At 34.3% G+C, this 20,089-nt stretch carries 21 protein-coding genes; 14 read left to right on the plus strand and 7 right to left on the minus strand.

Going from position 1 to position 20,089, the window contains the following annotated elements:
* Positions 1-90: 90 nt before the first annotated feature.
* The 4 genes from Q7C23_RS22290 to Q7C23_RS22305 all read left to right on the plus strand — a co-directional run bounded on the left by Q7C23_RS22290 (position 91) and on the right by Q7C23_RS22305 (position 4,205).
* The gene (locus tag Q7C23_RS22290) at positions 91-1,965 is read left to right on the plus strand and encodes a U32 family peptidase (RefSeq protein ID WP_375034569.1); all 1,875 of its coding nucleotides are present in this window, start codon (positions 91-93) and stop codon (positions 1,963-1,965) included.
* A gap of 184 nt (positions 1,966-2,149) precedes the next feature.
* Positions 2,150-3,310 (plus strand): formate-dependent phosphoribosylglycinamide formyltransferase, encoded by a 1,161-nt coding sequence (purT, locus tag Q7C23_RS22295; RefSeq protein WP_375034570.1) that lies wholly within the window; start codon positions 2,150-2,152, stop codon positions 3,308-3,310.
* Between the two features lie 2 nt (positions 3,311-3,312).
* On the plus strand, positions 3,313-3,630 hold the full coding sequence (locus Q7C23_RS22300) for a DUF6370 family protein (protein ID WP_375034571.1): 318 nt from the start codon (positions 3,313-3,315) through the stop codon (positions 3,628-3,630).
* Positions 3,630-4,205 (plus strand): Crp/Fnr family transcriptional regulator, encoded by a 576-nt coding sequence (locus Q7C23_RS22305; RefSeq protein WP_375034572.1) that lies wholly within the window; start codon positions 3,630-3,632, stop codon positions 4,203-4,205. Before Q7C23_RS22300 ends, Q7C23_RS22305 begins: the two co-directional genes overlap by 1 nt.
* Positions 4,206-4,285: 80 nt before the next feature.
* Here the strand turns inward: Q7C23_RS22305 and aceA are convergent, their stop codons facing one another.
* Positions 4,286-5,566: an isocitrate lyase gene (gene aceA, locus Q7C23_RS22310; protein ID WP_375034573.1), complete on the minus strand. Its 1,281-nt coding sequence runs from the start codon at positions 5,564-5,566 to the stop codon at positions 4,286-4,288.
* Positions 5,567-5,770: 204 nt separating this feature from the next.
* Positions 5,771-7,372, minus strand: a complete 1,602-nt coding sequence (aceB, locus tag Q7C23_RS22315) for a malate synthase A (RefSeq protein ID WP_375034574.1) — start codon at positions 7,370-7,372, stop codon at positions 5,771-5,773.
* Between the two features lie 208 nt (positions 7,373-7,580).
* On the opposite strand from aceB, the gene Q7C23_RS22320 reads away from it, so the two are divergent.
* On the plus strand, positions 7,581-9,062 hold the full coding sequence (locus Q7C23_RS22320; protein WP_375034575.1) for a helix-turn-helix domain-containing protein: 1,482 nt from the start codon (positions 7,581-7,583) through the stop codon (positions 9,060-9,062).
* 6 nt (positions 9,063-9,068) lie between these two features.
* On the plus strand, positions 9,069-9,428 hold the full coding sequence (locus tag Q7C23_RS22325; protein ID WP_375034576.1) for a hypothetical protein: 360 nt from the start codon (positions 9,069-9,071) through the stop codon (positions 9,426-9,428).
* A gap of 135 nt (positions 9,429-9,563) precedes the next feature.
* On the opposite strand, the gene Q7C23_RS22330 is transcribed toward Q7C23_RS22325, so the two are convergent.
* Entirely contained in the window at positions 9,564-9,869 is a 306-nt protein-coding gene (locus Q7C23_RS22330) for a hypothetical protein (protein WP_375034577.1), read from the minus strand.
* A gap of 178 nt (positions 9,870-10,047) precedes the next feature.
* Between Q7C23_RS22330 and Q7C23_RS22335 the strand changes: the two genes are divergently transcribed.
* Both Q7C23_RS22335 and Q7C23_RS22340 read left to right on the plus strand, forming a co-directional pair.
* Positions 10,048-10,764 carry a pirin family protein gene (locus Q7C23_RS22335; protein WP_375034578.1) on the plus strand — a complete coding sequence of 239 codons (717 nt, stop codon included), beginning with the start codon at positions 10,048-10,050 and terminating at the stop codon, positions 10,762-10,764.
* Positions 10,765-11,021: 257 nt separating this feature from the next.
* A complete protein-coding gene (locus Q7C23_RS22340; RefSeq protein WP_194658030.1) occupies positions 11,022-11,555 on the plus strand; it encodes a YceI family protein in 534 nt (177 codons plus the stop codon).
* A gap of 153 nt (positions 11,556-11,708) precedes the next feature.
* On the opposite strand, the gene Q7C23_RS22345 is transcribed toward Q7C23_RS22340, so the two are convergent.
* Complete coding sequence (locus tag Q7C23_RS22345) at positions 11,709-12,569, minus strand: helix-turn-helix domain-containing protein (protein ID WP_375034579.1); 861 nt, start codon at positions 12,567-12,569, stop codon at positions 11,709-11,711.
* Positions 12,570-12,665: 96 nt separating this feature from the next.
* Here Q7C23_RS22345 and Q7C23_RS22350 point away from each other — a divergent pair, with 96 nt between their 5' ends.
* The 4 genes from Q7C23_RS22350 (at position 12,666) to Q7C23_RS22365 (ending at position 15,095) form a co-directional block, all read left to right on the plus strand.
* Positions 12,666-13,028, plus strand: coding sequence for a DUF983 domain-containing protein (locus Q7C23_RS22350; protein ID WP_375034580.1), 363 nt, complete (start codon positions 12,666-12,668; stop codon positions 13,026-13,028).
* A 73-nt stretch (positions 13,029-13,101) separates the two neighbouring features.
* Positions 13,102-13,977: an ACP S-malonyltransferase gene (fabD, locus tag Q7C23_RS22355; RefSeq protein WP_375034581.1), complete on the plus strand. Its 876-nt coding sequence runs from the start codon at positions 13,102-13,104 to the stop codon at positions 13,975-13,977.
* Between the two features lie 152 nt (positions 13,978-14,129).
* Entirely contained in the window at positions 14,130-14,456 is a 327-nt protein-coding gene (locus tag Q7C23_RS22360; RefSeq protein ID WP_375034582.1) for a LytR/AlgR family response regulator transcription factor, read from the plus strand.
* Between the two features lie 111 nt (positions 14,457-14,567).
* Positions 14,568-15,095, plus strand: a complete 528-nt coding sequence (locus tag Q7C23_RS22365; protein WP_375034583.1) for a hypothetical protein — start codon at positions 14,568-14,570, stop codon at positions 15,093-15,095.
* Positions 15,096-15,355: 260 nt separating this feature from the next.
* On the opposite strand, the gene galE is transcribed toward Q7C23_RS22365, so the two are convergent.
* The 3 genes from galE to Q7C23_RS22380 are packed head-to-tail and all read right to left on the minus strand — an operon-like array spanning position 15,356 to position 17,976.
* Positions 15,356-16,369: a UDP-glucose 4-epimerase GalE gene (gene galE / locus Q7C23_RS22370; protein WP_375034584.1), complete on the minus strand. Its 1,014-nt coding sequence runs from the start codon at positions 16,367-16,369 to the stop codon at positions 15,356-15,358.
* 29 nt (positions 16,370-16,398) lie between these two features.
* Positions 16,399-16,839 (minus strand): nuclear transport factor 2 family protein, encoded by a 441-nt coding sequence (locus Q7C23_RS22375; RefSeq protein ID WP_375034585.1) that lies wholly within the window; start codon positions 16,837-16,839, stop codon positions 16,399-16,401.
* A 3-nt stretch (positions 16,840-16,842) separates the two neighbouring features.
* Positions 16,843-17,976 (minus strand): DegT/DnrJ/EryC1/StrS family aminotransferase, encoded by a 1,134-nt coding sequence (locus Q7C23_RS22380; RefSeq protein ID WP_375034586.1) that lies wholly within the window; start codon positions 17,974-17,976, stop codon positions 16,843-16,845.
* Positions 17,977-18,113: 137 nt separating this feature from the next.
* On the opposite strand from Q7C23_RS22380, the gene Q7C23_RS22385 reads away from it, so the two are divergent.
* Both Q7C23_RS22385 and Q7C23_RS22390 read left to right on the plus strand, forming a co-directional pair.
* The gene (locus tag Q7C23_RS22385; protein WP_375034587.1) at positions 18,114-19,346 is read left to right on the plus strand and encodes a 3-deoxy-D-manno-octulosonic acid transferase; all 1,233 of its coding nucleotides are present in this window, start codon (positions 18,114-18,116) and stop codon (positions 19,344-19,346) included.
* A 349-nt stretch (positions 19,347-19,695) separates the two neighbouring features.
* Positions 19,696-19,908: a hypothetical protein gene (locus tag Q7C23_RS22390; protein ID WP_026985591.1), complete on the plus strand. Its 213-nt coding sequence runs from the start codon at positions 19,696-19,698 to the stop codon at positions 19,906-19,908.
* The last annotated feature ends 181 nt before the right edge of the window (positions 19,909-20,089 follow it).

Consider the following 20,089-nt stretch of genomic DNA (forward strand, 5'->3'; position numbering starts at 1 on the left):
AAGTCACTTCAGCATTAGCAAACTCAAATTATTTATAAGAACTTTGCAAACTTTTTTGCGTGAATACCACAAAAGCCTAAAGTACTAGAAATGAAGAAGAAGATTGAAATATTAGCTCCAGCAAAAGATTTAATTGGGGGAATGGCTGCCATAAATAGTGGAGCCGATGCCGTTTATATTGGCGCGCCACAATTTGGTGCCCGTTCAAATGCCAACAACTCTATTGAAGATGTTGCCGCTTTAGTGCAATATGCGCATTTATTTAACGCTCAGGTTTTTGTCGTTATGAATACCATTTTGTACGATAACGAACTGGAAACGTGTCGCTCAATGATTTGGGAATTGTACGATATTGGTGTGGATGCTTTGATTATTCAGGATATGGCCATTATGGAAATGGACTTACCTCCTATCGTACTTCACGCCAGCACACAAGCAAATAACCGCGACGCAGACAAAATTAAATTCTTAAAAGATGCCGGAATCAAACGTGTGGTTTTAGCCCGCGAATTAAACCTGCATCAAATTAAAACAATATACGACGAAGCTGATGTTGAATTAGAATTTTTCGTAACCGGAGCTTTATGTGTTTCTTTTAGTGGAAACTGTTACATGAGCGTGGCTAATGGAGAACGAAGTGCCAACCGTGGTTCTTGTGCTCAAAACTGCCGTTTACCGTATAACTTAATCGACGGAAACGGAGAAACTTTAATCAAAAACAGTCACTTACTTTCTATTAAAGATTTAGATATTTCAGAACAGATTCCGAATTTAATTGAAGCCGGAATTGTTTCTTTTAAAATTGAAGGAAGGTTAAAAGATGTGGTTTATGTAAAAAACAACGTTTCGTATTTACGTCAAAAACTAGACAGCTTTTTAGAAGGCGAAGGAAGCGATAGATACATGAAAGCTTCATCTGGAACTTGTACTTATACTTTTGATTCCTCTTTAAGCAGAACTTTCAACCGCGGTTATACCGATTATTTTGTAAACGAAAGACACAGCTCTATTGGTTCTTGGGAGAGCCCAAAATCAAAAGGGCAATATATCGGTAAATTAATCAGAACTGTTGGAAACGCTTACGAGATCGAGAACGGCGAATTCTTAAACAACGGTGACGGACTTTGTTTCATCAACGAAAATAACGAAGCGGATGGAATTTACGTAAACAAAGCAGAAAACGGTAAAATATATCCGAACGTTCTAAAAGAAATAAAAGACGGAACTTTTATCTACAGAAATAACGATGCCGCTTTCATTAAAATTGTAGAAAGAGAAGATAGTGCTGTTAGAAAAATCAGCACGACTTTATTACTTACAGAAAATGAAACTGGTTTCGAATTAATCGCTACCGATGAAGATGGAAACGTAAGCATCGTAAATTTAGAACACGCAAAAGAGCAGACTAAAACTGGCGAATCAATTGAAGAAAATATCAAAATACAATTAGCAAAAACAGGTTTCACTCCTTATACTGCTAATGAAATAAATATTATGTTCTCTCAAAACTGGTTCCTTCCTATTTCAAAAATCAACGAAATGAGAAGAACGGTTTACGATCAGTTAACCGAAATTCGTTTGAAAAATTACAAACGCGAAGAACATCAATTAGTAAAAACGTCACATCCGTACCCAGAAACCAAATTAGATTTCATGTACAATGTTTCGAACAAAACGGCTCGTAAATTCTACGAACGTCACGGTGTTACCGAAATCGAAAAAGCATTCGAATTACAATGGGATCCGGGAAAATCTCGTGTAATGACAACCAAATATTGCATCAAATACGAATTAAAAAAATGTCCAATACACCAAAAAGACATTGTTGGTGTCAAGGTAAAAGAACCATTAGTATTGAAACAAGGTGAATTAGAATACAAACTAAAATTCAACTGTAAGCCTTGTGAAATGGAAATTTGGGAAAAAGACGCCGAATTCGAAATTGAAGAAGATCATTTTCACTAGATAGTTTAACCGCAAGGTTCGCAAAGGAATTAAGCAAGGTTCGCAAGGGTTTTATAATCTTTGCGAACCTTTTTATTTTACTTCAAAACAAAGTTTTGCGTTCTTCGCGTAAACTCTTAGCGTACTTTGCGGTTAAAAACATTTTTCCCTACTTTTACTATTCCAAAATTTCAAACTCTCCCCTATGAAAATACTACTCCTCGGTTCAGGTGAATTAGGCAAAGAATTTGTCATTGCCGCACAACGAATCGGACAAACTATAATTGCGGTTGATAGCTACGAAAATGCTCCGGCAATGCAGGTTGCTCACGGTTTTGAAGTGATCAATATGCTCGACAGCGAAGCTCTTGACCGAATCGTAGCCAAACATAAACCCGACTTTATTGTTCCTGAAATAGAAGCCATTCGCACCGAACGATTTTACGATTACGAAAAACAAGGCATCACTGTTGTTCCTTCAGCGAAAGCGGCCAACTTTACCATGAATCGTAAAGCCATTCGTGATTTAGCTGCAAAAGAACTTGGTTTAAAAACCGCTAAGTACCAATACGCAACTTCAGCAGAAGAATTGCAAAAAGCAGTTCTGGAAGTCGGAATTCCATGTGTGGTAAAACCTTTAATGTCTTCTTCCGGAAAAGGACAATCCACAATTAAAACTGAAAGGGATATCGAAAAAGCCTGGCAATATGCCGTTGCAGGTTCGCGTGGCGATGTTATAGAAGTAATTGTAGAAGCATTTGTTAATTTCAATTCAGAAATTACACTTTTAACGATTACCCAAAATAACAATCCAACCTTGTTTTGTGCTCCAATTGGCCACAGACAAGAACGAGGTGATTATCAGGAAAGCTGGCAGCCTGCTTTAGTTTCAGAAAAAGATTTATATGAAGCTCAGGATATGGCCGAAAAAATCACGGAAGCACTTGGCGGTGCAGGCCTTTTTGGTGTTGAATTTTTCTTAACCAACGAAGGTGTTTATTTCTCTGAACTTTCTCCTCGTCCGCACGATACCGGAATGGTAACTCTGGCCGGAACACAAAACTTCAATGAATTCGAATTGCATTTACGTGCGATTTTAAGTCTGCCAATTTTCGAAATTACTTTAGAAAAAGCTGGAGCAAGCGCCGTAATTTTAGCTTCTGAAGATTCAGCGAATCCAACTTTTACCGGTATAGAAAAAGTCGCGGCGCTGCCAAAAACTGATTTCAGAATATTCGGAAAACCTACTTCAAGACCGTATCGCCGAATGGGAGTTGTTTTAAGTCACGATTCATTAGCAACACCAATCGAAGAAATTGTAGAACGCGCCAAAACCACTTCTAAAATAATAACTGTAAATTCTTAAAAATGAAAAATGCACTATTTATACTATTCCTATTTGTTGGAATTGCAACCCAAGCTCAGGATAAAAAAGCAACTGAAAAACCTCAAATTGTAGAAACCGCTTGTGGCGAATGTCAGTTTGGAATGAAAGGAAATGGCTGTGATTTAGCTGTTCGCATTGATGGAAAAGCGTATTTTGTTGACGGAACAACAATTGACCAACATGGAGACGCCCATGCGAAAGATGGTTTCTGCAATGCGATTCGCAAAGCATCCGTTACTGGGAAAGTAGAAAATAATCGTTTTAAGGCGAATTCATTCACTTTAGTAAAAGAAAAATAATGGAGTTAATTCTTGAAAATATTGCCAAACACGTTTCGCTAACACCTGAAGAACAGGCTCACTTTTTATCTAAATTAGAAACCAACACGTACAAAACCAAAACCATTTTATTAAATGCCGGCGAAGTATGCAAACATTCGTATTTTGTAAATTCCGGAATTTTGAGAAGCTTCAATATCAACGATAATATTGTCGAACATGTTTTATCATTTGCCTGTGAAGGCTGGTGGATGAGTGACATGTATAGTTTCTTTTCGCAAAAACCAGGACAGCTTTTTATCGAAGTTTTAGAAGATGCCGAAGTGGTTTCTCTTTCAAAAGAAAATCAGGAACAATTGTATCATGATATTCCAAAATTAGAGCGCTTTTTTAGAATTTTAATTGAAAACTCTTTAGTTGCCAACCAGCAAAGATTAATGGATAATCTGAGTTTAACTGCCGAAGAACGTTTCGAGAAATTTACGACCAAATACGGAACACTAGTTCATAAAGTTCCTCAAAAACAAATTGCTTCTTTCATTGGCGTTACTCCAGAATTTTTCAGCAAAATGAAAGCAAGACTTTTAAAGAAATAAGATTTTCCGCCACGAATTCACGAATTATTTTTTTTACAATCTTTAAGAGTAAAAATTCGTGAATTCGTGGCGGAAAAAAATTAAAATTGCTCAACCTCCGTAGAATGCTCCATCGCCGTTATGGTTGATTTTCCTATCATAACCGTATTCTGTACAGCATCGAAATAAGAAGTCCCAACAAAAGCCTGATGTTTTACCGCTCTGAATCCGTTTTTCTGTAGCGCAAATTCTCTTTCCTGCAATTCAGAATAACCTGCCATACCGCGTTCTTTGTACGCTTTAGACAATTCAAACATACTCGTATTCAAAGCATGGAAACCAGCTAAAGTGATGAACTGGAATTTATATCCCATTGCAGCCAAATCTTCTCTAAACGTTTCCATTTCAGCAACAGATAATTTAGCTGCCCAGTTGAATGATGGAGAACAATTGTATGCCAACATTTTATCCGGAAATTCTTTTCGCATTGCATCCGCAAACTTTTTAGCATAAACCAAATCAGGATTACTAGTTTCCATCCAAATTAAATCGGCGTAAGGTGCGTAACTCAAACCTCTTGCAATTCCCTGATCAATACCGCTGTTTACGTAGAAGAAACCTTCGTTCGTTTTTTCACCCGTAATAAATTTAGCATCTCTTGGGTCAGCATCGCTGGTTAATAAATTAGCAGCGTCCGCATCTGTTCTTGCAACAATTAAAGTCGAAACTCCCATAACGTCTGCAGCCAAACGAGCCGCAATCAATTTATTAATTGCCTCTTGTGTTGGAACCAAAACTTTCCCCCCAAGATGCCCGCATTTTTTAGCAGAACTTAACTGATCTTCAAAGTGAACTCCAGAAGCTCCGGCTTCAATCATAGATTTCATTAGTTCAAAAGCATTTAGGTTTCCCCCAAAACCAGCTTCGGCATCAGCCACAATCGGAACTAAATAGTCTTTTTTATCTTCAACTTCATTTACGGTCTGAATCTGATCAGCGCGTAACAAAGCATTATTAATCTTTTTTACCACCATTGGCACACTATTTACCGGATAAAGCGATTGGTCTGGATACATTTCTCCTGCCAAATTTGCATCGGCGGCCACTTGCCAGCCACTTAAATAAATCGCTTCTAAACCAGCATCGACTTCCTGAATCGCCTGATTTCCTGTCAATGCGCCCAAACCAGCAACATAATCCTGACTTTTTAACTTTTTCCATAATTTTTGCGCTCCCATTTTTGCAATAGAGTGTTCAATTTGATACGAACCCTGAAGCGTCACTACTTCTGTAGCCGTATAAGGGCGTTCAACGCCTTTCCATCTCGGGTTCGTAATCCAATCGTTAATCAATTCCTGAATTCTGTCTTCTGTTGTTTTCATAAATAATATAGTTAAGTTGGTTAGTAAAGCATTTTCTTTTCTTTGAGTTTAATTTTTAAACACGTAGAGACATAGCTTTTCTTTGTGGTTAAAGACGTTTCACTTGTTTAAAAACGCATAGCTATGTGTGAAAATCGAGATTTTTTAAAATATCCTTTTTTTTAATTTTAAACCTATGTTTTCTCTGTGTTTAAAAAAATCAGTTTATAGATATTTGTAACAAGGAATCGTCAAAAAGTCAACAAAATCAGCATTTACCACTAATCTTTCCAGTACTTTTTCTGCTAAAGGAAATTGCCGTTTTTCGTAATTTTCTTCTCCTAATTCCGATTTTATTTTTTGATATTCGTCTAAAGCCAATTCGTGATAATAGGCCAAATCTAATTTTCTGTCATTATCCAAAGTCACTTTATTCTGAAGCCATTGCCATAATTGCGATCGCGAAATTTCGGCAGTTGCTGCATCTTCCATCAAATTATGCAAGGCCGCCGCACCTTGACCGTTCAGCCATGACGCCAAATACAAAACGCCTACATTAATATTTTTTCGAACACCATTTTCTGTTATAATTCCAATTGGTGGTTCAAGCAAATCTTCTTCCGTTATTTTTCGATGTTCTCTTTTAATATGAATCTGATTTGGAGTCGGCATTCCGGCATCAAAAACAGCTTTTGCCAATGAAACCAAATCAGGATGGGCGACCCATGTTCCGTCATGACCGTTTCGAACTTCTCTTTCTTTGTCTGTTTTGACTTTTGCGAAAGCAAGTGCATTGGCTTCTTCATTATTTTTTATCGGAATTTGCGCGGCCATTCCGCCAATCGCGTGAATTCCTCTTTTATGACATCTTTGAATTACCAAATTTGAGTAGGCATTCATAAAAGGAGAAGTCATATTAACCTGATCACGATCCGGAACGATGAACTTTGGATTCTTACCGAATTTCTTGATGTAAGAAAAAATATAATCCCAACGCCCGCAATTCAAGCCAACAATATGTTCTTTCAATTCGTAGATAATTTCATCCAATTGAAAACTTGCCGTAATAGTTTCAATTAAAACCGTCACTTTTATAGTTCCCCTTTTCAATTTTAAATAATTCTCAGTAAAATCAATTACGGTATTCCACCAGCGCGCTTCCAGATAATGCTCCAATTTTGGAATATAGAAATACGGTCCCGAATTGTTTTCTAAAAGCTTTTTATGATTATGAAAAACATACAATCCAAAATCTACCAAAGACCCGGAAACTTCCTTTCCATCAATTAAAAGATGTTTTTCAGGCAAATGCAATCCTCTTGGACGAACAATCAGTGTCGCGATTTTTTCATTTAACTGATAAGATTTGTTTTTAACCGAATCTGTATAAGAAATCGTTTTGTTTACAGCATCAATTAAGTTCATTTGTCCTTCCATCAAATTTTGCCAGGTTGGAGAAGTACTGTCTTCAAAATCGGCCATGAAAGTTTTCGCTCCCGAATTCAATGCGTTGATAATCATTTTGCGATCCACTGGTCCTGTAATCTCTACTCTTCGATCCAATAAATCCTTCGGAGTTTCTCCAGCTGTCCAATTACTTTCTCTGACGGTTTTGGTTTCTGAAGGAAAAGAAGGCATAATGCCCAGATTCAAAGCGACTTGTTTTTGGTCACGCTGTAATAACAACAATTTGCGTTGTGCTTCGAATTTTCGATGCAATTCTGTTATAAAAACAATTGCTTCTTCTGTCCAAATACTTGGATAAGAAAGGTTCTTTTCGGCTAAAAATTCCATTGCCGTCTCGGTAATCTCTAATTGGTTTTTCATAGCTGTGGATTTTATTTAGTTTTTTAAATAATCTTTTCGTTAAAATCAACTTCCATCCATTTTCAGGAATTTCAATACTAACGTTTTGATATCTAATAATTTCTACACCACAATATTAGAAAAAAGTTTTTTACAAAACAAGCGAACGTTCGCTAAATATTAAAAATAATTTTTTGGCGATTATTTTTTAAATGATTATATTTGATTCATGGATATCGAAAAAGACTATATAAAGCTGATATTTGGGCTAAAACTGAAGCAGGTTCGAACTCAAAAAAATCTCTCCCTTTTTGGCTTAGCCAAATTGACAAATCTTTCAAAATCGTACTTAAACGAAATTGAAAAGGGAAAAAAATATCCAAAAACTGATAAAATTTTGCTTTTGTGTGAACATTTGGACGTGTCTTACGACCAAATGGTATCATTAAAACTCGATAACAACCTCGCTCCGATTGGCGAAATCTTAAAATCCGGAATTTTAAAAGAGATTCCACTTGAGCTTTTTGGCATTCAAGAGGCTGATTTAATCGATATTATTGCCAATGCACCAGCGAAAGTCAATGCTTTTATAAGTACTATTATTGAAATTGCCCAACATTATAATTTAAGTCGCGAAAGCTTCTTTTTGGCCGCATTGCGTTCTTATCAGGAAGCACACAGTAATTATTTTGAAGATTTAGAAGAGAAGGTAATTGCATTTTCTAAATCCTTTCAGATCAATCTAGATTCAAAAATTACGATTGAGGAATTAGAAGCCATTCTTAAAGAAGAATACGATTATACCATAACAGAAATTGCTTTTACAGATCAGGAAGCTTTGGGTGATTTGCGTTCGATTTACGTTCCCAAAAGCAAAACCCTATTACTTTCAACAGAAATTGACGATCCGCAAAGGGCTTTTATTTTAGCCAAAGAAATTGCCTATAATTACTTAAAAATATCCGATCGTTTACTGACTTTCAGCTGGATTAAATTTGATAATTTTGATCAGGTTTTGCATAATTTTTACGCTTCTTATTTTGCGGGAGCTTTATTGTTACCAAGACAATTGGTAGTCGATAAAATCGATGACTTCTTAATTAACGAAAAACCAAATCCGGAAGAATTTGTGGCCTTGATCGAAAGTTTCGAAGTTTCTCCGGAATCTTTTTACCAGAGATTGACCAATTTACTACCGAAAGATTTTCATCTGAAGAATTTATTCTTTTTAAGAATGTCGCATAAAATTGGTTCTGATGTTTATCAGATTAAAAAAGAATTACATATTACGAACCAGCAAGAACCACACGCCAACGAAACCAACGAGCATTATTGCAGAAGATGGGTTTCGGTAAAAACCATCGACGAGGCCATCAAGCAAAACAAACCTCATTTCTTTGATGCGCAAGTTTCGAGTTACATTCATAGCGGAAATGAATATTTGGTTTTTTCATCGGCTACAAAAGATCCTTTTATGCACGATACCATTCGAAGTATTTCTGTTGGAATTTTAATTAATCCAACCATGAAAAAGAAATTCAAATTCATCGAAGGAAAACCGCTTGTTAAAAAAATTGTAGGCGTAACGTGTGAGACTTGTGACGTGAAAAATTGTTTAGAAAGAGCTGCGCCGCCGATTGCTTTAGAACAAAAAAAACGCCATGATAATACGGATACTGTTGTGCAGCAGTTTATAAATCAATATAGTTAGAAAATCATGAAATATCTTATTTTAATAATAACGTTGCTTTCTATTAACTTAAATCAGGAAACAGATAAACTTAATGGCCGTTATAATTATTTAATAGAAGAAGACAATTCGTATATCCAAAAAGATAAAATTACTTTTAAGGATAGTGTCTTTGTGTTTGATAGCAAGTATATGCCAAAAGGAAAAATTTCTTATGGCAGTATAATTCTATTGGAAAATTTTATGAATACAGATTTAATTATAAGTATTTCAAAAGATCAAATCAAAAAAGATACTATTCCATTTTACATGCATGATAAGCAAAGTTCGGCTGCGAATTACCTTGATGAAGTAGTTGGAAAAGGGAAATTGATTAGGATTAAATAATTCAGGTTTTTTACTTTCAAATAATGATTCAGCATAATCTTGTCATCTCGACGTAGGAGAGATCACACTAGAAAGTCCGATCCAACAATAGCCAATCTTTGTCGAGTTACTTGTGTGATCTCTCCTTCGTTGAGATCACAACTGAATATCAAAAAGCTTTGAACCTCTGCAACTTTGAACCTTCTTATAAAATAAAACTTCTAATTTAGCCCCAATAGAACTGGAAATCCTTTTATGCTGGGGTTCAGCATAAAAGATTGAATGGGATAGCGGGACCAGACGTTTTGTAAAAACCAAAATTTCTGCTTCAAAAAAAACCTTAGAAAATATCCAATCCAACATCAAAGCTCCAGCGGAGCAATATTTTTCTATTTTTCCTAATATTAACATTTCGCTCCGCTGGAGCTTTGATAATTCGGTTAAATTATTTTCTATAAACATATTGTCCCGCTGGGACTTCCTTTAATTTCTATCATGTTTTTGATCAAAACAAAAACTTAGCAACTTAGTTCCTTAGAATCTCAGAACCTTTCAAAAAACCTTTCTTAATCTACATTAAGTGCTTTTCCTCCATGTTGATCGTAAATTTGTACTATAAAAATAACAAAACACACAGATCATGGAAAATATAGTATTGCACAAAGCAGAAACAAGAGGAAATGCAAATCACGGTTGGCTTAACGCTTATCACAGTTTTAGTTTTGCTAGCTGGTACAACCCGGATAGAATTCAGTTTGGAGCGCTTCGTGTTTTGAATGACGACACGATTGCAGGAGGAATGGGTTTTGGAACGCATCCTCATGATAATATGGAAATCATTACCATTCCGTTAGAAGGCGATTTAGCACACAAAGACAGCATGGGAAATACGGAGATCATTAAAAATGGTGATATTCAAGTAATGAGTGCCGGAACCGGAGTGCAACACAGTGAGTTTAACCCGAATGCAGATCAGCAAACAAAATTGTTGCAGATCTGGTTGTTTCCTAACAAAAGAAATGTAACGCCTCGATACCAACAAATTACTTTAGATGTTGCTGACAGACACAATAAGTTAGCACAAATCTTGTCTCCAAATGCAGATGATGAAGGTGTTTGGATTCATCAGGATGCCTGGTTTAACATGGCGAATTTTGATGCCGGAATTGCCACCGAATATAAAATTAAAAAAGAAGGAAACGGAGTTTACGCTTTCATTTTAAAAGGAAACGTAACGATCAATGGTCAGGAATTAAATACTCGTGATGCTGTTGGAATTTCAGGAACTGATGTTTTAACTATAAAAGCAAATACGGATGCCGAATTCTTATTGATGGACATTCCGATGAACTATTAATTCATTACAACACAATTAATACTTTTTTTCAAGAAACGGTAATCAATCTGAATTTCAGATTCTTATCGTTTCTTTTTTTTACTAAACTTTTCCTAAAAGATAATTTTAATCTACATGAGAATTGTATTTTAAGATAATCAATCAAAAAAATAAAAAGGACATTTTTTATTTCTTAATCTAGGTTAAGTGCGTTACGCTTACTACCACCGTAACTTTGTCCTATCAAAATGAAATTAATTATTTAAAAAATAAAAATTATGGCAACTACAAAATGGTCAATTGACCCAACACATTCAGAAATTGGTTTTAAAGTTAAACACATGATGTTTACAAATGTTTCAGGTAAATTTGGAACTTACGACGCAACAATTACTACAGACGGAGACAACTTCGAAAATGCAGATATCCAATTTTCTGGAGATATCGCTTCTATCGACACTGCAAACGCAGACAGAGATGGTCACTTAAGAAGTGGAGATTTCTTTGATGCTGAAAATCATCCAAAATTATCTTTTAAAGGATCTTCATTCAAAAAAATCAATGATGGAGAATATGAATTAACTGGAGACTTAAACATTAAAGGTGTTTCTAAAACAGTAAAATTTCCTGTAGAATTTAGCGGAACCATGACTGATCCTTGGGGAAATACTAAAGTAGGTTTAAATATTGAAGGTAAAATCAATCGTAAAGATTGGGGATTAAACTGGAACTCAGCTCTTGAAACTGGTGGTGTTTTGGTTGGAGAAGAAGTTCGTTTGAACATCGAATTACAATTCGCAAAACAGGCTTAATCTTATAAAATAGGTTTTAATTTGGTTGGTTAAGAACCCTGTACTTTCTAGGAAGTGCAGGGTTCTTTCTTTTAGCAATGGGGCTTCGACTCCGCTCAGCCTGACATGCATAACTTTAAAATAGGAATGTCAGGCTGAGCGGAGTCGAAGCCCTTATTTTACATTTCGAAATTCCGTGGGAGACATTCCGGTTTGTTTTTTGAAGAATCTGGAGAAATAGGAATAATCTTCATAGCCGACTGCAAATGCGACTTCATTTACCGCCAATTGTTTGTCGATTAACATTCGTTTTATTTCCAGAATTACCCGATCCATGATTACCTCTGTGGCAGTTTTTTGCAGAATTTCATTGCAGATTCTATTGAGATGTTTAAGCGTAATATTTAATTTTTCTGCGTAAAAAGAAGGCAATTTCTCTTTTCTGAAATATTGTTCTAACAGCAATTCAAATTTGTTGATTTTGATATTGTACGAATGTGTTTGATGGGAATACGTCTCACTGTATTTTCTTGAAATTTCAATGTGAATACAATCAAGCAAATTCAGCATTTTATCCAATTGCAATTTATTATTCTGATTATTTTCCTGAATCAGCAAATCAAAATAAGGCAGGATTTTTAACATCTCCTTTTCTTCAAAAACCATTTCCGGTCGATTGTGAATGGAATGGTAAAAATTATACTCGTTGATCTTTTTCTGTCCGAAGTATAAATTATAAAGTTCCTGCGAAAAGATAATCACAAAACCTTCGATATCTTCAGACAAACTCCAATGATGCATTTGTCCGGGTTGCAGAACAAACAAACTCCCTCTTTTGATTTCGAATTGATCAAAATCGACTTCATGCAATCCCGAACCATTTGTAAAAAACACCATTAAATACGAATCATGCCGATGCGGTTCTTCGACAAAACTGTGGCTTTTTAAATGTTCTGTAAAAGTATTTACATAAAAATCGCGATGAACATCGTTACAGCTGAAATTCTGAACACTATAAATTGGATATTTTTTCATAACAAATGTCTTTATTGTGCTATAAGTGGCGAAGATATAAAAAAGACTTATAATAGATTCTAAAATACCTTTGTATAAATAAAAAACAACAAAGTCATGTCAAATACATTAACTCATATTTTAAGCAACGAATGTCCTATTTGTCATAAAGGAAAAGTTTTTAAAGACAGTAATATTTTTTTACCTTTTGGTTTGCCGAAAATGAATGAATACTGCAGTCATTGCAATTACAAATTTCAGAAAGAACCAGGCTATTTCTTTGGAGCAATGTATGTAAATTACGGATTGACCGTTGCGCAAGGTATTGCCACTTATTGTGTTGCTCAGTTTTTCTTTGATCAAACATTCGATTTACGAATCATTCCGATTATTGCTGTTGTCATTACTTTACTCACTTCTTTCAATCTTAGATTTTCAAGATTAGCATGGATTTATATGTTTAAGGATTATACGAGCTAAAAAAATACTATTTTTGCCTTTCAATTGAAACTAATTTTCAATTTCAAAAAAATAAAAAAAATAAATTAGACAAATGAAAGCATACGTATTTCCAGGTCAGGGCGCACAGTTTACAGGAATGGGCAAAGACTTATATGAAACATCGGCTTTAGCCAAAGAATTATTCGAAAAAGCTAACGAAATTTTAGGTTTTAGAATTACAGATATTATGTTTGAAGGTACTGCCGAAGAACTAAAAGAAACTAAAGTGACTCAGCCAGCAGTATTTTTACATTCTGTTATTTTGGCTAAAACTTTAGGCGAAGATTTTAAACCAGAAATGGTTGCAGGACATTCATTGGGCGAATTTTCAGCTTTAGTTGCCAACGGAACTTTATCTTTTGAAGATGGTTTGAAATTAGTTTCACAACGTGCTTTGGCAATGCAAAAAGCCTGTGAAATTACGCCATCAACAATGGCGGCTGTTTTAGGATTAGCAGATAATATTGTTGAAGAAGTTTGTGCTTCTATCGATGGAATTGTAGTTGCTGCAAACTACAACTGTCCTGGACAATTAGTAATTTCAGGAGAAACTACAGCAGTTGAAAAAGCTTGCGAGGCAATGAAAGCTGCGGGAGCAAAACGTGCTTTAATTTTACCTGTTGGAGGAGCATTTCACTCACCAATGATGGAACCGGCAAGAGAAGAATTAGCTGCTGCAATTGAAGCAACTACGTTCTCTACTCCTATTTGCCCAGTTTACCAAAACGTAACAGCAAACGCAGTTTCTGACGCAAACGAAATCAAAAAGAACTTAATTATACAATTGACTGCTCCTGTAAAATGGACACAATCAGTACAGCAAATGATCGCTGACGGCGCTACTTTATTCACTGAAGTGGGTCCTGGAAAAGTATTGACTGGTTTGATTAATAAAATTGACAAAGAAGCGGTTACGGCGAATGCTTAATTTTTAGTAATCAGTGATCAGTTTTTTTAGTGATCAGTTTAAAAATTATACTTATAAAAAATCCTCATAACTTAATGTTTGTGAGGATTTTTTATATAAAACCATTTACATTTACTCCAGAATCTCAATCCCTTAAAATGATATTAAATAGCATGAAAGAAGAAAAATTTACATTCATAAAAACGGATAAAAAAATTGTAAAACTACATTTTGATTCTATAGCTGTAATTAAAGGCTTGGGGAATTATGTTCAGATTATAACAATAGAAAATATCAAACACACCTATTATAAATCTTTAAAAGAATTAATAGATGTATTACCTAATGAATTTATGAGGGTTCACAATTCTTTTATAGTCAACCTAACCAATATAGATAGCATAGAAGACAATCACATTATAGCCAAAGGAAATAAAATAACCATTGGCAAAACGTATAAAGATTGTCTCACTAAAGCAATCAATAAATTCATGCTGTAACCAGCAACATAAAAAAAGACCGTGCCTGCATACTATTTACCCACATCTGTATAAAAAAGTTCCTAATGTGATTTGCTATGATTTTATTTGCCCGAACTTAAAAACTCAGCAATGACAAAATCAATTTTTAAAATCACATTAATTATGATAGCAAATACAGCATTCTTAAGTGGACAAGAGATTCAATATCCATTAAAAGAGGACGTAACTTCAATAGACGGTATCATAAAAGCTTCTTATGAAGTAGTTTCAGGTGATATTGGTGAAAAAAGACAATGGAAAAGAGATATTTCACTCCATAATTCAAATGCAATTTATTGCTTTCCCACAGTAAATTCAGAAGGAGAAATTAAACAGACCATTATGCCTATCAGTGATTTCCATAAATTAACGGACGATATGATATTAACAACACCTTTTTATGAAAACGAAATTAATCGTGAAGTACAAATATTCGGAAACATTGCTCATGTATGGAGCACCTATGAAACGAGATTAGTAAAGAACGGCCCGGTTGTGAGAAGAGGAATCAACAGTATACAACTTTATTTTGATGAGAAAAGATGGTGGATTATATCCTGGACATTTGACAAAGAAAGTGAATCACAAAAAATCCCACCAACTTTTGATCGACATTAGTTACTTTTTTCAGGGATAAGCTTTTACTCTTTTAGACATTTCGTTTTTAAATTCTTCTGGAATTAAACCTTTTGCAAATTCAGCATCAAAATCAAAAGTATTTTTTTTATTCTCTTTTTCATAATCCATAATTACAACATATTAATCTTACAAAATTATAAAAGTAAATTAAAATAAAATCCCAAATAATCATTTAAATTATTTGGGATTTTATTTATATAGCCAGTAACTAGAAACTGCGACTGCGACTGAATACTAAACTAAGAACGAACTTTTTGTTCCCATTTCCAGGCACTTGCCATTGCTTCGTCTAAACTCAATTCTGCTTTCCAGCCTAAAACATTATTTGCTTTATCCGTGTTTGCATAGGCTTCAGTGATATCACCTTCACGACGCGGCATTATTTTGTATGGTAATTTTTTATCGCTTACTTTTTCAAAACTATTAATCACTTCAAGAACTGAACTTCCTTTTCCGGTTCCTAAATTAAAAGTCTCTACTTTTTGTAAATTCTTTTTATTGAATAAACGTTGTAATGCAATTACGTGTGCTTTTGCCAAATCTACTACGTGAATATAATCGCGAACTGCAGTTCCGTCAGGAGTTGGATAATCATCTCCAAAAACAGATAATTCTTTACGCAGTCCCACACCTGTTTGCGTAATAAAAGGCACTAAGTTTTGAGGAACACCTAATGGTAATTCTCCAATTTCATTGGATGAATGCGCCCCAACCGGATTAAAATAACGCAATAAAATTGCATTGATGTTGGTTACTTTCGTAGTATCTGTAATGATTTCTTCTCCAATTTGCTTGGTATTTCCGTAAGGAGACATTGCTTCCTGTACTGGAGCATCCTCGGTAATTGGCATTTTTTCGGCTTGCCCGTAAACTGTGCAAGATGAGCTGAAAATAAAACTTGCTTCAGGTTTTTGCTGTAATTCCTGTAAAAGATACACTAAAGTACTGATGTTGTTTTCGTAATATAACAATGGATTTTCAACACTTTCTCCAACCGCCTTTGAGGCTGCAAAATGAATTACTCCTGTAACATCGCTGTGTTTTTTAAAGAAATCCTGAACTGATGCTTTTTCTCTTAAATCTAACTTTTCGAATAAAGGTGTTTTTCCTGTAATGTTTGTAATTCCTTTTAAAACATCTTCTGAAGAATTCGAAAGATTATCAATTATCACAACTTCAAAGCCTTCGTTTTGCAATTCGACTACCGTGTGAGAACCAATAAATCCTAATCCTCCTGTTACTAATACTTTCATTTTTTTGGTTGTTTTTTGTGTTGTTTTTTTTATGTAGTTAATTTATAAGCCTGTCTTGCAATCAAAATCCAATTATTCTTTTGTTTTTGCCACACAAGCATTATTCCGATTTTAATATCTTTATCAACACCACCGTCTTTGGTATGTGCTGCCAGAACATGTCTCACTATTGCAACATCATTCTGAATTGCTATGGTCTGATCCTGAAATTCAATAGTTACAAAATCTGATTTTCCGCTAACAATTCCGTCTATAAATTCTGCCTGATTTTGAAAATTACCATTCGAATGAACGTAATTTAACTTTTCAGAAGTCAGTGATTTTAATTTAGCTCCATCAGCATCAATCATTGCTTTACGCAAAATTTCAACCTGATTACTGACAGCCGTTTCTTCTTTAGTATTTGATTTTTGAGCAAAACCAGAAAACTGAATAAGAAGCATCAAGATTAAAACACCTACTTTCTTCATGATTTATTTGTTTAAAAATTCTAAAACAGAATCTGTAATGAATTTAATTTGCTCATCATCCAATTCAGTATGCATTGGCAAAGCAATAACTTCTTTCACTAACTGATTGGTTACCGGAAATTGCTCTTCTTTATAACGAGTATCAACATACGCTTTTTGCGAATGCAATGGAATTGGATAGTAAATCGCACATGGAATTCCTTTATCCAATAAATGCTGCATTAAAGCATTTCTGTCTGCATCAACAATTCTCAATACATATTGATGAAAAACGTGATCATTTTCGTTTGCATCAAATTCAGGTGTAATAATATGTGCGTTTCCAGCAAGGGCCGCATTGTATTTTGAAGCCGCCAAACGACGTGCTGCATTATACTCATCCAAAAGTGGCAATTTCGCATTTAAAACTCCTGCCTGAATACTGTCTAAACGAGAATTTACACCTACAACATCATGGTGATAACGCTCATACATTCCGTGATTTACAATTCCGCGGATAATGTGGGCTAATTTATCATCATTAGTAAAAATCGCTCCACCATCTCCATAACATCCTAAGTTTTTAGAAGGAAAAAATGATGTTGCTGCAACGTGACCAATTACACCTACTTTACTTTTGGTACCTGATTTAGAAATATAATCAGCTCCAATTGCCTGTGCATTATCTTCAATTACATATAAATTATGTTCAGCAGCAATTTCCATGATCGCGTCCATATTGGCGGCACGACCAAATAAATGTACCGGAACAATTGCTTTTGTTTTTGGTGTGATTGCTTTTTTAATAGCATCAATATCAATGTTCATATTTGTCATATCAACATCAACCAAAACTGGCGTTAATTGCAACAAAGCAATCACCTCAACAGTAGCCGCAAAAGTAAAATCGGCAGTAATTACCTCATCGCCTGGTTTTAAATCCAATCCCATCATGGCAATTTGCAAAGCATCAGTACCATTTGCACACGGAATTACGTGTTTTGCTCCTAAATAATCTTCAAGATTTTTTTGAAATTGATGAACCAAAGGTCCGTTTATATAAGTATTTGTATCTAAAACTTCCTGAATTGAAGCATCAACGGTAGATTTTATTTTTTCATATTGACTCTTTAAGTCAACCATTTGAATTTTTTTCATTTGTCTTTATTTTTTTAAAACTTTGAGATTAAATTTTTAAAACCAATCTCGAAAAGGAAGAACAAAAATAGTTATTTAATACCTTTGGGCAATGAAAATAATTGAAAGAAGCGTAATTTAGCACCAAAATTACATATATGCTTTTTCTATACAATTTAGTTGTTTCTATTGCGGGGTTTTTTCTGAAAATCATAGCGCTTTTTAGTCCGAAAATCAAGCTATTTATTGAAGGAAGAAAAAATGTTTTTACTATTCTAGAAGAAAAAATAAAACCAACAGATAAGACTATTTGGTTTCATTCTGCTTCACTTGGCGAATATGAACAAGGCTTACCTGTTATCGAAAAAATCAAAGAAAAATATCCTTCGCATAAAATCATTGTTACTTTTTTCTCTCCTTCCGGCTATGAAGTCCGTAAGAACAATAATGTTGCCGATGTCACTATTTATCTGCCTTTAGACACCAAAAGCAATGCGAAGAAATTCCTAAAATTAGCCCATCCTGAATTAGTCTTTTTTATTAAATATGAATTTTGGCTGAACTACTTAAAGGAGCTAGAAAAAACAAAAACTCCCACTTATCTAATTTCCGGAATTTTCAGAGACAATCAGATGTTTTTTAAATGGTACGGCGGTTTCTACAGCAAAGCATTAAAAGCGTTCACTTATTTTTTTGTTCAGAATGAAAATTCAAAAGAAAAAATCGAAGCTATCGGATTTAAAAACGTTATCGTTTCTGGAGATACTCGTTTTGACAGGGTTGCAGCAATTTTAAAGAGAGACAACACTGTAGATTTTATTGAACAATTTAAAAACAACACTCCCATTATAGTTATTGGAAGTTCGTGGCCAAAAGATGAAACTTTATTAGCAGAATATATTAATCAGGCACCTTCAACTGTAAAATTCATTATTGCACCACATAATATCAAACAAGACCAGATCTCCAATTTACAATCTCAAATCACAAAATCAACGGTTTTATTTTCTGAAAAAGACAATATTAAAGACTTATCTAGTTATGACGTCTTTATTATAGACACCATAGGTTTATTGACTAAAATATATAGTTATGGAACTATTGCTTATGTTGGCGGAGGATTTGGAAACCCAGGAATTCACAATATCCTCGAACCTGCAACCTTTGGTGTCCCGATAGTTATTGGTCCAAATTATTCGAATTTTGCAGAAGCAGTTGAACTCGTTAAAATTGGAGGTTGCATTGTAATTTCAGATAGTAGTGAGTTAAAACAAATTTTTGATCGCTTGCTTTTGGATGAAAAGTACTTAGAAAAAAAGAGTCAAATCTGTAAGTCCTACATTCAAGAGAATAAAGGTGCCACCGAAAGCATAATGAAAATCGTTTTGTAAGGCCTCAAAAACACTAAAAACAGATTTTCATACCGCGTTCAATATAAAAATCGTTTAAATCGCATTATTTTACGCTTATAAACTTGCGCAATAATCACTCAAAAGCAAAACAAAGTGCAAATAAGAGAATCAAAACAGCCAATTCACTTATAGAATATTCAATAAAAAATAATTTAGACGAAAAAATCAATAATATAACATTTTTTTAGTATTTTGGCATATTCTTTGATAAATAAGATAATCGTGAGCAAGGAAAATATTTTAAAAAAAAAGTGAAAAAATATTTTACATATTAAAAAATTTATATCTTTGCCACGAATTAATAATTAACCTTTTATAATAAAGTAAGATGAAAAAAGTATTTTTAAGTTTAGCTGTTGTTGCTGTTTTAACTGTTGTTTCTTGTAAAAAAGCTGATGCTGCTGCTGAGCCAGCTGTAGATTCTACTGCTGTTGCTGTTGATTCTGCTGCTGCTGTAGTTGATTCTGCTGCTGCAACTGTTGATTCTGCTGCTGCTAAAGTTGACTCTGCTGCTGCTAAAGTAGAAGAAGTAAAAAAATAATTAGAACCTAAGTTCTAAAAATTTTAAAACCATCCTAGAGATGGTTTTTTTTTGATCATTTTTTACATTTGATCATTCAGCATAAAAAAAGCGTCCACTTTTGTGAGGGCACTGAAAAACATCCCTTATTTTGATCAGGTTTATTTTTTAGACAAAAAAAACGCTTATAACAGGATTTAAA

Source organism: Flavobacterium sp. LAR06, assembly GCF_041946075.1.
Classification (GTDB): Bacteria; Bacteroidota; Bacteroidia; order Flavobacteriales; family Flavobacteriaceae; genus Flavobacterium.

Bases quoted from the DNA above. Each gene is read 5' to 3' on its own strand.
- fabD (WP_375034581.1), top strand. From the start codon at position 13,102: ATGAAAGCATACGTATTTCCAGGTCAGGGCGCACAGTTTACAGGAATG.
- Q7C23_RS22360 (WP_375034582.1), top strand. From the start codon at position 14,130: ATGAAAGAAGAAAAATTTACATTCATAAAAACGGATAAAAAAATTGTA.
- aceA (WP_375034573.1), bottom strand. From the start codon at position 5,566: ATGAAAACAACAGAAGACAGAATTCAGGAATTGATTAACGATTGGATT.
- Q7C23_RS22380 (WP_375034586.1), bottom strand. From the start codon at position 17,976: ATGAAAAAAATTCAAATGGTTGACTTAAAGAGTCAATATGAAAAAATA.
- Q7C23_RS22345 (WP_375034579.1), bottom strand. From the start codon at position 12,569: ATGAAAAAATATCCAATTTATAGTGTTCAGAATTTCAGCTGTAACGAT.
- galE (WP_375034584.1), bottom strand. From the start codon at position 16,369: ATGAAAGTATTAGTAACAGGAGGATTAGGATTTATTGGTTCTCACACG.
- Q7C23_RS22385 (WP_375034587.1), top strand. From the start codon at position 18,114: ATGCTTTTTCTATACAATTTAGTTGTTTCTATTGCGGGGTTTTTTCTG.
- Q7C23_RS22335 (WP_375034578.1), top strand. From the start codon at position 10,048: ATGGAAAATATAGTATTGCACAAAGCAGAAACAAGAGGAAATGCAAAT.
- Q7C23_RS22305 (WP_375034572.1), top strand. From the start codon at position 3,630: ATGGAGTTAATTCTTGAAAATATTGCCAAACACGTTTCGCTAACACCT.
- Q7C23_RS22320 (WP_375034575.1), top strand. From the start codon at position 7,581: ATGGATATCGAAAAAGACTATATAAAGCTGATATTTGGGCTAAAACTG.
- purT (WP_375034570.1), top strand. From the start codon at position 2,150: ATGAAAATACTACTCCTCGGTTCAGGTGAATTAGGCAAAGAATTTGTC.
- Q7C23_RS22340 (WP_194658030.1), top strand. From the start codon at position 11,022: ATGGCAACTACAAAATGGTCAATTGACCCAACACATTCAGAAATTGGT.
- Q7C23_RS22375 (WP_375034585.1), bottom strand. From the start codon at position 16,839: ATGAAGAAAGTAGGTGTTTTAATCTTGATGCTTCTTATTCAGTTTTCT.
- Q7C23_RS22365 (WP_375034583.1), top strand. From the start codon at position 14,568: ATGACAAAATCAATTTTTAAAATCACATTAATTATGATAGCAAATACA.
- Q7C23_RS22350 (WP_375034580.1), top strand. From the start codon at position 12,666: ATGTCAAATACATTAACTCATATTTTAAGCAACGAATGTCCTATTTGT.
- Q7C23_RS22390 (WP_026985591.1), top strand. From the start codon at position 19,696: ATGAAAAAAGTATTTTTAAGTTTAGCTGTTGTTGCTGTTTTAACTGTT.
- aceB (WP_375034574.1), bottom strand. From the start codon at position 7,372: ATGAAAAACCAATTAGAGATTACCGAGACGGCAATGGAATTTTTAGCC.
- Q7C23_RS22300 (WP_375034571.1), top strand. From the start codon at position 3,313: ATGAAAAATGCACTATTTATACTATTCCTATTTGTTGGAATTGCAACC.
- Q7C23_RS22290 (WP_375034569.1), top strand. From the start codon at position 91: ATGAAGAAGAAGATTGAAATATTAGCTCCAGCAAAAGATTTAATTGGG.
- Q7C23_RS22330 (WP_375034577.1), bottom strand. From the start codon at position 9,869: ATGTTTATAGAAAATAATTTAACCGAATTATCAAAGCTCCAGCGGAGC.
- Q7C23_RS22325 (WP_375034576.1), top strand. From the start codon at position 9,069: ATGAAATATCTTATTTTAATAATAACGTTGCTTTCTATTAACTTAAAT.